This is a genomic window from Chamaesiphon sp. (assembly GCF_041737865.1).
GTDB lineage: Bacteria > Cyanobacteriota > Cyanobacteriia > Cyanobacteriales > Chamaesiphonaceae > Chamaesiphon.
The window spans coordinates 1-13,938 of record NZ_JBGSQZ010000140.1 but is presented as its reverse complement, the minus strand read 5'-3'; the positions used below and the strand labels follow the sequence as shown (position 1 = coordinate 13,938).

The 13,938-nt window shown below is 44.6% G+C and carries 10 protein-coding genes and 1 pseudogene; 6 read left to right on the top strand and 5 right to left on the bottom strand.

Annotation, left to right across the window (positions count from 1 at the left end; translation table 11 throughout):
* Window positions 1-6 precede the first annotated feature (6 nt).
* Window positions 7-489 carry a DUF1499 domain-containing protein gene (locus ACEW9J_RS09945; protein ID WP_373544965.1) on the bottom strand — a complete coding sequence of 161 codons (483 nt, stop codon included), beginning with the start codon at window positions 487-489 and terminating at the stop codon, window positions 7-9.
* Window positions 490-875: 386 nt separating this feature from the next.
* Window positions 876-4,328 carry a ribonucleoside-triphosphate reductase, adenosylcobalamin-dependent gene (nrdJ, locus tag ACEW9J_RS09940; protein WP_373544964.1) on the bottom strand — a complete coding sequence of 1,151 codons (3,453 nt, stop codon included), beginning with the start codon at window positions 4,326-4,328 and terminating at the stop codon, window positions 876-878.
* Window positions 4,329-4,569: 241 nt separating this feature from the next.
* Between nrdJ and ACEW9J_RS09935 the strand changes: the two genes are divergently transcribed.
* The 5 genes and pseudogenes from ACEW9J_RS09935 to ACEW9J_RS09915 all read left to right on the top strand — a co-directional run.
* Window positions 4,570-5,160 carry an Npun_F5749 family FMN-dependent PPOX-type flavoprotein gene (locus ACEW9J_RS09935; RefSeq protein ID WP_373544963.1) on the top strand — a complete coding sequence of 197 codons (591 nt, stop codon included), beginning with the start codon at window positions 4,570-4,572 and terminating at the stop codon, window positions 5,158-5,160.
* A gap of 203 nt (window positions 5,161-5,363) precedes the next feature.
* The gene (gene glgB / locus ACEW9J_RS09930) at window positions 5,364-7,676 is read left to right on the top strand and encodes a 1,4-alpha-glucan branching enzyme (RefSeq protein WP_373544962.1); all 2,313 of its coding nucleotides are present in this window, start codon (window positions 5,364-5,366) and stop codon (window positions 7,674-7,676) included.
* 125 nt (window positions 7,677-7,801) lie between these two features.
* A complete protein-coding gene (locus ACEW9J_RS09925; RefSeq protein WP_373544961.1) occupies window positions 7,802-8,053 on the top strand; it encodes a succinoglycan biosynthesis protein exoi in 252 nt (83 codons plus the stop codon).
* Window positions 8,054-8,065: 12 nt separating this feature from the next.
* Window positions 8,066-8,515: an AAA family ATPase gene (locus ACEW9J_RS09920; protein WP_373544960.1), complete on the top strand. Its 450-nt coding sequence runs from the start codon at window positions 8,066-8,068 to the stop codon at window positions 8,513-8,515.
* A pseudogene (locus ACEW9J_RS09915) lies at window positions 8,505-8,645 on the top strand (guanylyltransferase); the annotation flags it as partial. The gene ACEW9J_RS09920 and the pseudogene ACEW9J_RS09915, both read left to right, overlap by 11 nt.
* Window positions 8,646-8,704: 59 nt before the next feature.
* Here the strand turns inward: ACEW9J_RS09915 and ACEW9J_RS09910 are convergent.
* The 3 genes from ACEW9J_RS09910 to ACEW9J_RS09900 all read right to left on the bottom strand — a co-directional run bounded on the left by ACEW9J_RS09910 (window position 8,705) and on the right by ACEW9J_RS09900 (window position 13,148).
* The gene (locus ACEW9J_RS09910) at window positions 8,705-11,260 is read right to left on the bottom strand and encodes a sigma 54-interacting transcriptional regulator (RefSeq protein WP_373544959.1); all 2,556 of its coding nucleotides are present in this window, start codon (window positions 11,258-11,260) and stop codon (window positions 8,705-8,707) included.
* Between the two features lie 375 nt (window positions 11,261-11,635).
* Window positions 11,636-11,878: a 2Fe-2S iron-sulfur cluster-binding protein gene (locus ACEW9J_RS09905; protein WP_373544958.1), complete on the bottom strand. Its 243-nt coding sequence runs from the start codon at window positions 11,876-11,878 to the stop codon at window positions 11,636-11,638.
* Between the two features lie 67 nt (window positions 11,879-11,945).
* Complete coding sequence (locus tag ACEW9J_RS09900; RefSeq protein ID WP_373545064.1) at window positions 11,946-13,148, bottom strand: class I SAM-dependent methyltransferase; 1,203 nt, start codon at window positions 13,146-13,148, stop codon at window positions 11,946-11,948.
* 106 nt (window positions 13,149-13,254) lie between these two features.
* Between ACEW9J_RS09900 and ACEW9J_RS09895 the strand changes: the two genes are divergently transcribed.
* A complete protein-coding gene (locus tag ACEW9J_RS09895; RefSeq protein ID WP_373545063.1) occupies window positions 13,255-13,665 on the top strand; it encodes a hypothetical protein in 411 nt (136 codons plus the stop codon).
* Window positions 13,666-13,938: the final 273 nt, after the last annotated feature.

Below are 13,938 nucleotides of genomic sequence, written 5' to 3'. Positions count from 1 at the left end.
CGCCGATTAGTTAGCTAATTGAGTGCGAATATCTTCAATCCGTTGGCGATTTACGCCCAGATCGGATTCACCTATTCGAGAAGCAGATCGCACCTGAATAGTTTGAGTGTCATTATCAAGATAAAACTCAACATCATCGACAAAGCCCATTAATTTACTAGCAAATTCTACATATAGATAATTGTTAGTTTCATTAACTATCTTAGTCCGAGGCATTGCTTGAACCACCTGCTTCAAATTTGCCATCGCACTAGAAAGATCTCCACTCAATGGAAGTGAGGCGATTGCATGTTCTTTATCTGTGACTGGTGCTTGACTATTTACACAATTTGGGGTGTTAGGACAAGCAGTTAATTTACCATTATTAATGCCGATATTTGTTGGTGGTTGACCTGCAAACATATGGTTACTCCAAAGTAAAAAAGCAAGTAATAAGCCGATCGCGATGACGACATATCTACTAATTTGTTTCGATGTGGCTATGGTCATCTTTTTGGTTACGTCTACTCTCTCCATATTAGAGCGAAAATCCCCCTAGGCTCGATCGAGTCAGGAGGGATTAATCAAAAACTATTCACTGCTAGAGTGAGGGTGAAATTTTTTATGGGCTAATCTTTGGGGATTGGGTGTGCGAGGACGGTAGATGCGATCGGGTTGTTAGAGAGTTAAAACTATTTAACCCCAAGCTTTGCCGCAATTTTATCAAGTGCTTTGCGATTACCCATCAGCAGCGTGACATTTTTTTCCTCAAAGGTACCTGGTCAATAAGATATGCGATCGATATACACTTATCTCGAATAGAAAAAGCCCCTCAACTTAAATTGAGGGGCTTCGATCTTAGCTAGCAACCTGCTAACTATTAGCTATTAACTAATCTAACTATTTGGCTTTGCTTCTGGTAATAGACACTTGTCGGAATCACAACCAGCAGGGCCGATCTCTTCAGTGGCATTGCCCAGATCGTACCGACTCAGTGCTATATGAAATTCCTCTGTTTGGCGACGCTGGATTACGCCAATCATCATCTCATCAAAAGTAGCCTTGTCGATCGGTTCAAAGGGCAACCGAGGGAAAGTTTGGTGGTCGTCAAACCGCGCGAGGAGCGCAGCAGAGATGTAACCCTCATCATCTCTGATTGCCTCAAAAATCCGCTTACCCAGCGCATCGACTTCATGTTCGCGCAATTCGATCGTCGCGCTGGTATTATGTCGGACATAATGCTGCTGAACTCCCATGTAGAAGTCCATCTGCGACAAAGCACTAAATTGAGCGATTTCGATCGTATCGGCACCTGGAATATCCGCCCAAGAGACAGCCACCGGAATCTCGATCAACCACTCAGTACAGCGCGGATCGAAGGCATCATCGAGCAGATTGCCATTTTCATCCTTGTCAGACTGAGACGGAATCACGCTATACCCATAATCGATACAGGCTAGGGCTACAGGGTCATCCTTACGGAAAGTGATCCGGCGAATGAAACGTTGCGCTTTAGGGGCGTGCCAGCCAGGAGAGGCACCAGTTAGGAGAGATTTGGTACCCGATGGTTGGACTGTGGTGCAACGATTGGGACGTTTGATGTTATGTCTGTCGCAATATTCCCATACGGTTGCTTCGACAATTTCGCGCCAAGTGTTCAGATATTCATGTTCTTTTTGCTTGTAAGCAATCCCCGCCGCAGTCGCCGGACGACCTTCCGCCCACCATTGGAGCCATTCGGCACCAAACGCATGAACGAAGAAGTCAAACAAACCAGTAAACGATACCCCAACGATCGGGTCTAATTCCCGACTATATTGATAGCGTGGTTCTTGGAATTGATGATTGAGCAATGCCGCGACTGATAATGCACTAGCAATAAACGTTTCTTTTTGTTCTTTATGGTTATTTGGGTCTAATTGATTCAAATGTACTTCAGACAGATTACAGTGGAAGTTAGTACCGAGGATCTCACCACAATTATGAGCGACAAATCCATTCGCATCAAATCGAGATGGCCCAGGAACTGTACAATCATAGACAGCTTCTTCGCCATCGGGCAAGATTGCTAAAATAGTAGCAGTAAAACGCTCGCGATTGAGATTTCGTCGATAATTGGAAATTAAGGTATCTAATCGTTCAGCTTTCATTGGCTCTTGAAAACCAACTAAGCTTTGGAAGGTAGCTAAATTATCATTGGCAATTACCAGTTCATGTTGAGCTTGGCAGTAATACTCAGCCAATTCTCGATGAGAATCAGGCAACATTCTCATCCCAGCATCGCGACGATTTTGGTAAATAGTAGATGCAATTCCAAGTCTTAATAACATCCGCTGCACGGCTTCTAGTAACTCCAAGTTACTTTGAGCTAAACGAACGCTAATTCCTTTTTGCTGTGTCCCTTGAACACTACCATCAGCATCAAATAAACCACGCAAGAACCCACAGTAGAATTCATAGCTAGCTGATTCAACTTTGGGTGTAACTGTCTTGTGCCCGTGACAAATATCAAACTCTGCTGCCAATTTTCTCAATCCAGCAGAGCTAACCTCATAGTATTTATTGTGTTGATTATAAATACCTGTCAGGCTATCGGCACACACTACATTAGATTTAACTAAATTGAGTGCATATTCTTGCATCTCTACTTGAGTGTCACCCCAGAAACGTAGTTTAGCTTGTGATGAATAATTAGCTTCATAGATAGAGAAGCAACCATCTCCAACTAGGCTACCTAACAACCAACCTGTTTCCGCAGTACCTGCACCATCCCAAGCTAATAGATTGCGATGATTGTGAATTAATACTCGATCGCCAGGTTCTAATGAGCCAGCTTCAACCCATTTAGTATATTGACTTTTTTGAGTTTGAGATGTGACTTTTAGGACTTGGTGATTGGCTGTCAACCGGAGTTGATAACCTTCTTTTGTCTGTAATTTTACTACTGGCTTTGTACCAGAATAGAAAAATCCATCTTTAGTTGTACTAAATAATTCACCATTGATGTAAGTACCATGCTGAATACCAATCAGATCTTTGACTCGCTTGGCACCCGCATCAGTATGTACCCAAGTGTCTGCTGTAACACATGGATTCAGACCAAACCTAGATAATCGATGATTTACTTCCTTTTCATCCAAATTTGGATGATTATTTTGTAACCATTCTTTTGCTGTTCCTTGTTCGTAGACTTTCAGAAAATCAGCTTTTAATACTGGTGTTGTCAATAAATCTGCGTTAGACCTAGCGACAGCTTCACCCGCCCATTGAATTGCACCTTCGCCTGAATAATATTGCTTCTGAACTGCGGCAACACACTCTTCTAAAGTAGGTTTATGATGAAAAACTCTGGTGTGGTTACTCATCCGCAAAGCATCGCGTTCTGGGTCAATCCTCCAGTTACCGTTTTCGTCCTGTTGCCATAGATTATCTTTAGCAGTTGCGCCTAATATATCATCTGAATTAAATTGGCGCATTCCGGCTGACCTTCTGATGTTACCAGCAACAATAGTTACTGCTGCTTCATCAATCAATAGACAACATTCTACTGAGTTTAATTGCCTACCGATCGCTTTATTTAAAATATCACCACAACGTTTGTAGAGTTCTAGCAGTCTGACAGGATTTGCGACACCGCCGAAGCCTTTGAGGGGTTCGCCAGCGGGACGGACATTGCTCAGATCGATGCTGACTTCTACTTCACCATTGAAGCGATCGTCACTAGATAATTCTAATAAAATCTTGTAGGAATTTACCCAGCCTTGACGACTATCGCCCACCTTAATTGTGGCTCTGTCCCCAGCAATTTCAACAGTACTTAATTCCTGACGACTCGCGATCGGAATTTTCCCAATTTCACTGATAATTGCAACGTTTAATTGATTTTTAATAATTGGTAAATTGCCAATCAGATCGGGTTCCAAGATCGCGCCCGTACCACAACCCATCATCGCCAAATCCATCATCAGGGCAAAAGCCGCCCAGTCACAGACATTGGTACTAGTACAGTTGTAAGCACCAGAGAAATTTTGGGGTTGTTCTAGCCATTCGCTACCACCGACCCACAACCAACGTCCAGAGGGCATCGCCTTTACCTGACGCTGCATCCGATCGATGATATCAGCCTCTGCGTCGGTTAATTTACCCAGCTTGACCAGACCTTTGAGGGTGCGGGTGCAGACTTGTTGCCATGTCTCGCGTCCGCTAGCGGTGAAGCGACTATAAGTTCTGAAGAAGACAGGATTTGCCGTAGGTGCGCTGGCTGGAAAGTCCAATTGGGGCTGAGTTGGGAGTGAATTCTCCTCATCCGATCCAGATCCGTGACGAACTCGGTTAAGTTCTCTAACCATGAGTGAGCTATGCTTAATTTTGAACAGAATTAGTAATATAAAGCATGTAAGTAAGATAAATCAACGTTGTCAAAACCATTGATATACGTTACTTCCAGAGTTTCGATCGCCCTCTAATGGCGGATCTACGATTAAAATAAGTTTGTAAACCTAGTGGCTAGGTACGTAAGTCCTAGCTAATCTTAATTAATCCCAATTTTCGGACTAAATACTCACTCCCGATCGAATCTAACTACCAATTGTGAATCATCCTCTCCCACCGTGGCGATCTCCGATCGCACGGGCGTTGCATCGCAACCGCAGTCTCGCCTATGCCCGCTATGTCCAATTGGCGACAGTGGATGCCAGTCACCGTCCTGAAAATCGGACGATGGTATTTCGCGGCTGGCTAGAACCCTTGAGCCAGCTCAAATTCGTAACGGATATTCGATCGACAAAAGCCATGAATTTATTAGCAGGTGCTTCACCCTGGGCGGAAGTATGTTGGTATTTTCCCAAGACGCGGGAGCAGTTTCGGCTGAGTGGAACACTGACACTAATCGCAGCAGACACCATCACCAGCCACCACAAGGCTCGTCAAGAGGCGTGGCAGCAGATGTCTGATGCTGGGCGCGTTCAGTTTGCTTGGGAGACTCCTGGGGCGGATAGGAGCGAAGATCCAGCAGCATTTAATCCACCACAGCCCGATCCAAATCAGCCGTTAGATACTTTTTGTTTATTGTTACTCGAAGCTGTCACTGTCACACACTTGGAGTTGCGAGGCGAACCACAGAGTTGTTATTTGTATGAATTGCTGGATGGGGAATGGCAAACGCGATCGATTAATCCCTGAACGCTGTAGTTTATTTAGTCCCTATCCTCCGATAAGCTACAATGATGGCAGTTTATTGGCTGTTTAGTCAGCGATCGGTCAAAACTTCGGAACTCAAATCTGTAAAATAACAGTATAAAAATCTATCATTTGGTAGTGGTAGTCAGTTCATGTAATTATCAATAATTTAATCAGCTTTTTTGCTTTAACCTGGGTTAATATTCATGACTCTTGCCTCAGAACAGATCGACCAGATTGTAGGAAATCAACATCCCAGTCCCTTTGAGATTTTAGGCCCTCATCAAGTTGAGGAAAATGGGCGAAAAGTTTGGGTAGTGCGTAGCTACGTTCCCAATGCCGAGTCGATTGCGGTGGTGCTGCCCGCAGCACGGCAAGAATATCCGATGCACTCGGTACATCATCCACACTTTTTTAGCTGCACGATCGATCTACCCGAATTGAGTAACTACCAACTCAAGATTGTTGAAGGTGGGCACGAGCGGGTGATTTACGATCCGTATGCCTTTACTTCTCCCCTCATTAGTAACTTTGATATTCATTTATTTGCCGAAGGGAATCACCATCGAATCTATGAAAAATTGGGCGCACACCCGATCGAGATTGAAGGGATTAAGGGGATCTATTTTGCTGTTTGGGCACCAAATGCGCGGAATACTTCGGTAATTGGGGATTTCAACAACTGGGATGGGCGCAAGCACCAGATGGCAAGGCGGGAGAATGGGATTTGGGAGTTATTTATTCCCGAACTCACTGTTGGCACATCTTATAAGTATGAAATCAAAAATCAAGCTGGCGATCCTTACGAGAAAACCGACCCTTACGGATTTTATCAAGAAGCACGTCCCAAAACTGCCTCGATCGTCGCCGATCTGACCATCCATCAATGGCAAGATGATGAATGGATCGATCGTCGCCGTCACACAGATACACTGAGTCAGCCGATCTCTGTCTATGAGTGTCATCTGGGTTCGTGGTTACATGCAGCAGCCAGCGAACCAGCGCAATTACCCGACGGCACCGCCTCGCCCGTTGTCACGGTTTCTGACTACAATCCAGGCGCACGGTTTCTCACCTATCGAGAATTAGCCGACAAATTAATTCCCTATGTCCAAAATTTAGGGTTCACACATATCGAACTATTACCGATCTCCGAGCATCCATTTGATGGTTCTTGGGGCTATCAGGTAACGGGCTACTATGCGCCGACATCGCGACATGGTTCCCCAGAAGATTTTATGTATTTTATCGATCGCTGTCACCAAGAAAATATCGGCGTACTGCTCGATTGGGTACCTGGACATTTTCCTAGAGATGGGCATGGTTTACCCTTCTTTGATGGTACTCATCTCTACGAACATGAAGATCCGCGCCGAGGCGAACACAAGGAGTGGGGCACCTTAATCTTTAATTATGGGCGCAATGAGGTCAGAAATTTCCTCTATGCTAATGCCCTATTTTGGTTTGATAAATACCACATCGACGGGATTCGGGTGGATGCAGTCAGTTCGATGCTGTATCTAGATTATTGTCGGGAAGAAGGTGAATGGGTGACAAATGATTACGGCGGCAGGGAAAATATTGAAGCTGCCGACTTTTTGCGTCAAACCAATCATCTAATTTTCAGCTATTTTCCAGGTGCATTATCCATCGCCGAAGAATCCACTTCTTGGCCGATGGTATCTGCACCCACATATCTGGGTGGTTTGGGCTTCAACCTCAAATGGAACATGGGTTGGATGCACGATATGCTTGATTATTTTGCGATGGACCCCTGGTTCCGCCAGTTTCACCAGAATAATCTTACCTTTAGTATGTGGTACAACCATACCGAAAACTTCATGCTCGCTCTATCTCACGATGAGGTAGTCCACGGTAAGAAAAATATCATCGGCAAAATGCCTGGGGATGAATGGCAGAAACTCGCGAATATGCGCTGTCTCTATGCCTATATGTTTAGCCACCCTGGCAAGAAAACTCTCTTCATGGGGATGGAGTTTGCCCAATGGAGCGAGTGGAATGTCTGGTCGGATCTGGAATGGCGACTATTGCAACATCCCCCGCACCAACAGATGAGTCAATTCATGACGGATCTCAATTATGTCTACCGTCACGAACCCGCGCTCTATACTCAAGACTTTGAGGAGGCTGGATTTGAGTGGATCGACTGTACAGATACTCGTCATAGTGTGGTGTCCTTTATCCGCCGCGACAAAGACACCGATGAGTGTGTAATAGTCATCTGCAATTTCACACCGCAGCCCCATTCTCACTATCGGGTTGGCGTACCCGAACACGGTTTCTATCGCGAGTTATTCAATAGCGACGCACGGAAATATGGCGGGAGTAATATGGGCAACCTCGGCGGTAAATGGGCTGATGAATGGTCGAGTCACAACCGCAAATATTCGCTAGATATCTGTATTCCACCCCTGGGCGTACTAATCCTCAAGATCGATCGCGACCGCACCGCCGCCGCCTATGAGTGGAGAGATAATCAATCGATCGAGGGTACATAATTATCGACAAGTATCAATATTTATGGTAGAGGCATTCCATGAATTGCCTCTACCATATTTTTATGGAAGATATGTATCTTTCGATCGCGATCTGGGCATACTAGTACCAATAATCGAACTATGGTATGAAAGCATTAATCCCGATGATAGTTGTAGGCGGCATTGCCCTATTTTCCAATCGTCTTCTTTCACAAAATATAATCCCTAAGCCAGGTTGTAATATCAAAGGCAATATATCTTGGAGCAACAATGAAAAGCTGTATCATATTCCAGGGATGGAAGATTATGAAATAACAAAAATTTCTAGAACAGGAGAGAGATGGTTTTGCACAGAGTCAGAAGCGATTGCTAGTGGTTGGAAAAAAGCACCAAAATAAGCTAGAGATAGAATGCAAGCAATAATATTTATCGGTATTCAAGCCTGTGGCAAATCCACTTTTTATCATCACAAATTTGGACTAACTCACGTGCGGATAAATTTAGATATGCTCAAAACTAGACATCGCGAACAGCGCATGTTTGAGACGTGTTTAGAGATTCAACAGCCTTTAGTTATCGACAATACCAATCCGACAAAACTAGATCGACAGCGATATATCGAGCCAGCTAAACAGCACAAATTTAAGATGATCGGCTACTATTTTGAATCGCGAATCCGAGATGCGATCGCCAGAAATCAACAGCGTCCGCTAGCTCAACAGATTCCCGATAAAGGAATTGGCGGTACAGCCAAAAGACTAGAGTTACCTAATTATGCTGAAGGCTTCGACGAGCTATATTACGTAAAATTATTACCAGAAATGCAATTCGCAGTGGAGAAATGGTCGGATGAAGTTTGATGAATTAGATACGCAAATGCGGGTATTTGAAACCACCAACGATCTCTATGTTCTACCAGGAATATTTATGGTAGCTAGAGTCGATGGGCGCAGTTTTACTCGCCTAACTAAAGAGGTATTTAAATTTGATTGAGACAATAAGTAGCTAAACGGCAAATAGATCGCTGTCAACTGTCAACTGTCAAGTGTTCAATTGCCAACGATCGAGATCCACAATGTTACGACTAGACAGACACTAGCTAAATGTTGCGGAACAAGCGACCGAATCGATCGTTTAGCAATTTTTTGAGTTAGGAAAATTGTCACTAATAATGCCAGAATTAAGGTTATGCCTTGAAGAAAAGCAATCACTGACGGATCGGCAATAAAGCTAGGTAGGTTGTCGCTAATTTGTCCGAAGGTAGCAAAGGTAATCGGAATAATTTGTCCACCTTCTTCTAAACCCATCTTAAAATAGTGAGCTAAATTGCCACCTAATACTAATGGTAAATAGCCATAAGCTAGAGTGATAAATGGTAGCGGCTTAGGAATTTTGAATGTGACAAACTCTAATTTTCCTAATCGATATATTCCCTGCATAATTCCATAGGCAAATAAGGGCACGATCGCTGGAACTACAATCGCTGCGATCGAGAGTCCTAAGTGTGGGAAGAATTGGGTTAAGTCTAGTTGTAATCCCAGTAAATAATTAATTTCTGGTAAACGATGGAGATAAACTCCACCTAATAGTAAAAATAATAGAGCTACTTCATAAGCATGAGGGATATGTGTCGTCCAAAGTTCGATTCCTGGCGGGCGGAGATTTAATTCTACCGATCGATGGGGACAAGCTTTGAGACAAGTCATACACAATACACAATCTTTATTGTCTGTTAATTGGGCTGGGTGGGAATAAATCGGACAGCCATTGGTAGTCGCTCCTTCCCCAAAACCTACTCCACCTTTATAACAGTGGTAAGTCGTACATTCTGCTGCACAGGTGCCCTGCTGGGCGCGTAATTCAACGATCGACAGTTTGGCAAATAATCCATTCATACCTCCGATCGGACATAAATAACGACACCAAAACCGCCGCTCAAAAATTAGTGAAAATATTACTGCTCCAGCCGTAATTAGCAGTAACAACAAACTAGATAGGTAAGCCGTATTTTCCAGATTCCACAGTTCTTCCCAAAGAAATATCAGCACAAATAAACCAAACAAAAACCATCCGCCCCATTTTTGAGCCGTCTCACGCGGCCACTTTTGGAGCGTTCTTGGAAAGAATTTGAGTGAAAGCTGCTGCGCGATTTCTCCATAAATCATAAAGGGACAAAAAGCACACCACAATCTGCCAATTACTGGGAATAATAATAAAATTAACGGCCACCACCATGCCCAAAATAGATTGAGCGCGAAGTTATGTTGACGATCTTGGGGCGCGAGAAATAGAATCGCTACGACGATCGGAAATACCCAGACAGTAAAACCATAATTAATTCGATCGGGATACCAATCAGTATTTAAAAACCGTCGCAACCAGGGATAAGCATTTAATAAATTTAGGCGAAATAATTGTTTCTTGGGCGACTGTGCCCAGAATACTTCCTCTGTCAACAGATTACCACCCTGTAACTGTACCAATGCTCGATCGACCATTCCCTGTAATTCCCTTAAATTACCTGGGAAATCATAAGCTTGTAAGCGACGAATTGCCTCCGGTGTAACTTGGGGTTTAGCAACCTGCTTTTTGCGACAAATAATATTGATATAGTAATTTACCTGTGCCTCTAAATCGGCTTTCCGCACCCGCAATCCTGGCACTTTGATCTGATGTTCGATCGCCTTCCTAAAGGTAGGTTGAGTGCCCTCTGAGACTAAAATCAGCCGAGCATTACTACGTCGAGGTAGGGGTGTTTCGCCTTCACGAGCGATTTGGGTATATGTGCCTGTAGTTAATAATTGCTCGATCTGCGGTAATAATTCACGCGGCAATTCCTGAACATCATTTAAAATCAATGTCCCTTCACCCAACCATTCGAGAAGCCCTGGCTTCCCACCCACGCGCCCAAATAATTCCGCACCAGTAGCAGTAATTCGGGCACTTTTGAGCATCACAATCGGCTGCTGACGACGCTGAGAGCAAAAGTGAATCAAAGCCGCAATGTTATCTTTTTCCAGCCCTGGCTCGCCCGAAATCAACACCGATCGATCGTCACCAGCCGCAGTGCGAATTTGTTGACGCAATTTGACAGCATAGCGACTACTCCCGACAATCCCCCGCTTGGCTTGGGGAACTAGATAAGCGCGTAGAGCTGTCTGTCTCTCTTGCTCGTAAGCGATTTCACCTTCGAGTTGTGCTAATTTATCTGCCAATCTTTGGGCATAAGCGATCGTAATCTGGGGATACTTGGTAACTAATGCTTGCCATCGATCGGTAGTAATCGTCTGAAACTGACACGCTGAAAGCGTTACAATCCGGCTATCCATCGGTTGCGATCGTTGTAATGCAGATAAATTTACCACCGCACCTGGCAATAAACTAGTCGCCCACATTAACCCCGATTGTTGGCGATGATAACGCTCTGCTTGCCCTGACTCTAAAATGTAGAGATTAGTGACTGGGGCATTTTCGAGGGTAACTCGACAACCTGCTGGTACAGATAGTACCTCCAATTCACACGCGATCGACTCTAGGAGATCGCGAGGTAACATGCCTAGCTCTGTAGATGATTCTAACCAGTTTGCTAATGTTTCGGTAGACATTGGGGAGATACTTATCGACTAGGCATCAGTCTATCAGCAAAAAAGGGGACGCTACTCGATCGGACATCGATCGCAATATAGGGTAGAAGTAATTCGTGTGCCCCTACCCTACTACTTAGATGACTTTTAATTCGATCGATTCGATCGATTCGATCGTAAAGTAACGTGAGTTTGGGTTAAGCAGAGCCTAGAGACTAAAGTCTCTGCTCATGATGCAAAGTCCGCCTTCGCGGACTCATTAGTTAGTCCGCGAAGGCGGACTTTGCATCATGAGCCACGATTTGCGGAAAGTGCTCTACTTGGGCTTTGCCCAAGTAGAGCACCTTTTCAAGACACAATCGTTGGCGGTATTAAAACGAAGCAAATATAAATAGTTTACCAAATCGGATCGTCATAACGGTGAACGATCAGCACTGATTCACCGATGGGGATACTCGCCAAACAAGCCCGCACGGGGTTTTCTCGCCCTTCTATTTCCACCTCACACGCATAACAAGAACCCATCAAACAACCAGTTGGAATATTTACTCCCGCCCGTTCTGCTACGTTGAGCAATGGTTCGCCAGGTTCGGCGGTAACAGTAACTTTATCCGGCAAAAAATGAACGGTTACAGACATATCTATTTGTTAGTCGATGGGGTTGTTTAGATACCAGACTTCTCAAGGAAGTCTGGTATCTACTACACTAGTTTTTAACTTTAAGCATTATCAATTTATCAGCCAAGAGCGATCGAACATTCTCGATCGACAGTTCGACTTTTTCCAAAATCTCACTAACCGTTAATTGCTGCTGTTGATTCTTGTCGCAAGCTTGCACAAAAGCGAACTCAGCATCAGAGAGATTAACCAATTTCCAATCGCAATTAAATACATTCTGACTTTCCCAACCTTCAATACAAGGGTGACGATAAGGAATTGCTGCGATCGAGATCTCATCTTGCGACCAATCGATTGGCGTTGGAAGTGGTGGTTTCGCGAGGAAAAACTCATAGTGAGCGATATCAGTATCGAGTAGTTCGATCAGCCGATATTGTTGACGAATATCTAACTTTTGGGCGCGTTCGAGTGCTTCAGGTGCCTTACCTAAAAGTCGCTCTAGACTCCAAAATTCAGGATTGGAAAAACCGACAAACTCTAAACCAGAAGCATCGATTAGTTCAAATAATGTCTCAATATTATAGTCAATTTCCTGGGGATGAACGTACATATCTGCGAAACATTCATCCTTGTGGTTTTCCATCGCCCAGCGTTCTTGTTCCCGCTTCACGAGGCGATTATTTGCAGGGAGCGACGCAAATAGAGAACGACCGATTTTGACACCATCTTGATAGTCACCACGTTTGTCGCCCTGCAACATCCCGATCGCTTTTTGCATCAATTCGATCTCCCACCGCCCCAACTCGCCATAGACAAAAATGTGCATCAACCCACCAGGGGCTAATTTGCCCGCCAAGGCTTGAATTCCCCGAATTGGGTCGGGAGTATGGTGCAGCACGCCCACCGAGTTGATTAGGTCATATTCCCCTGGTAGCTGGGCAACATCGAACAGACTCAGATGATGAAATTCTACGCGAGTTGCACCCGATCGCGCACACCGTTCTTTCGCAACTTTCAACGCGCCTGGACTGAGATCGATCGCCGTTACCTGCGCCTGGGGATTGAGATGCACCAGACTGTCAGTACTCACGCCCGTACCGCACCCAGCATCGAGAATCCGAATATCTCGACGCGCTGGCATCTGTCCGGTACAAAAATTGTAAGCCGCATCCCATTGCCACCGCCAGTTAAAACCTGGGGGCGGTTCGTCCAGCAGCGGTTCTGGTGGAAAAGGATAGGTATCGTAGAGATTTTGAACGGCTTGACTAATCTGGGCGGGGCTGGATTCCATCATCTCGATCGCTACTTGAAATATCTGACTCGATCGTCATTTTAGCTCAATCCCCAATGTCTTCAGCTATAATCATCGATGAATATGCGTGTGGCTAGATAAATCTGTGGGACAGTACGAACGGCTGGTATTGATGGCGGAAGACGAACTCACTCAATACAGCAGTGATGCGCGGAAGATCGAGAAATTGCGCCGTAAAATCGGGTTGTCGGTAAATCTGGCGGAGCAGAAAGCAGTCAAAGCCACTCTGGAGCAAGAATTACCCACAGGCGGAATCATTAAATTAGTCGAAACTCAACGCCAAACTGTTGCACTCCCATTTTGGGGAATTGCGGGATTGGGATTGTTATTTGCAATTTCCCTGAATCAGCCTCTGGATTATATTGCTGCGGTAGGTGGAACAGCCGCTGCCATCGCCATCCAAAAATGGGGCTGGAAGCTCTATGCGAAAAGAATTGTGTTAGATACCTTAATTGATATCGAAACCAAAATTAGTGAAATCAAACCGAAACCTTGAGTTAGGTTTTAGGTTTTAGGTTTTAGCTTTAGAAAGTAGGGTGGGCACTGCGGCTGGTCGGGTTCCCCGACCAATCCACCATAGAGGTTTCAGATAATATCGATCTAATAACTATTTGTACTTAAATACTTATTTATTATCTTAATGACACATGAAATCTAGATGGTGGGCAATGCCCACCCTACTGGCGTGACCGGACTAAAACTGTGGGTAAAGCGATCGCTCAAAATATTACTCATTGTATTTTTCAGAGTTCTGAATGCCCACAGTTTT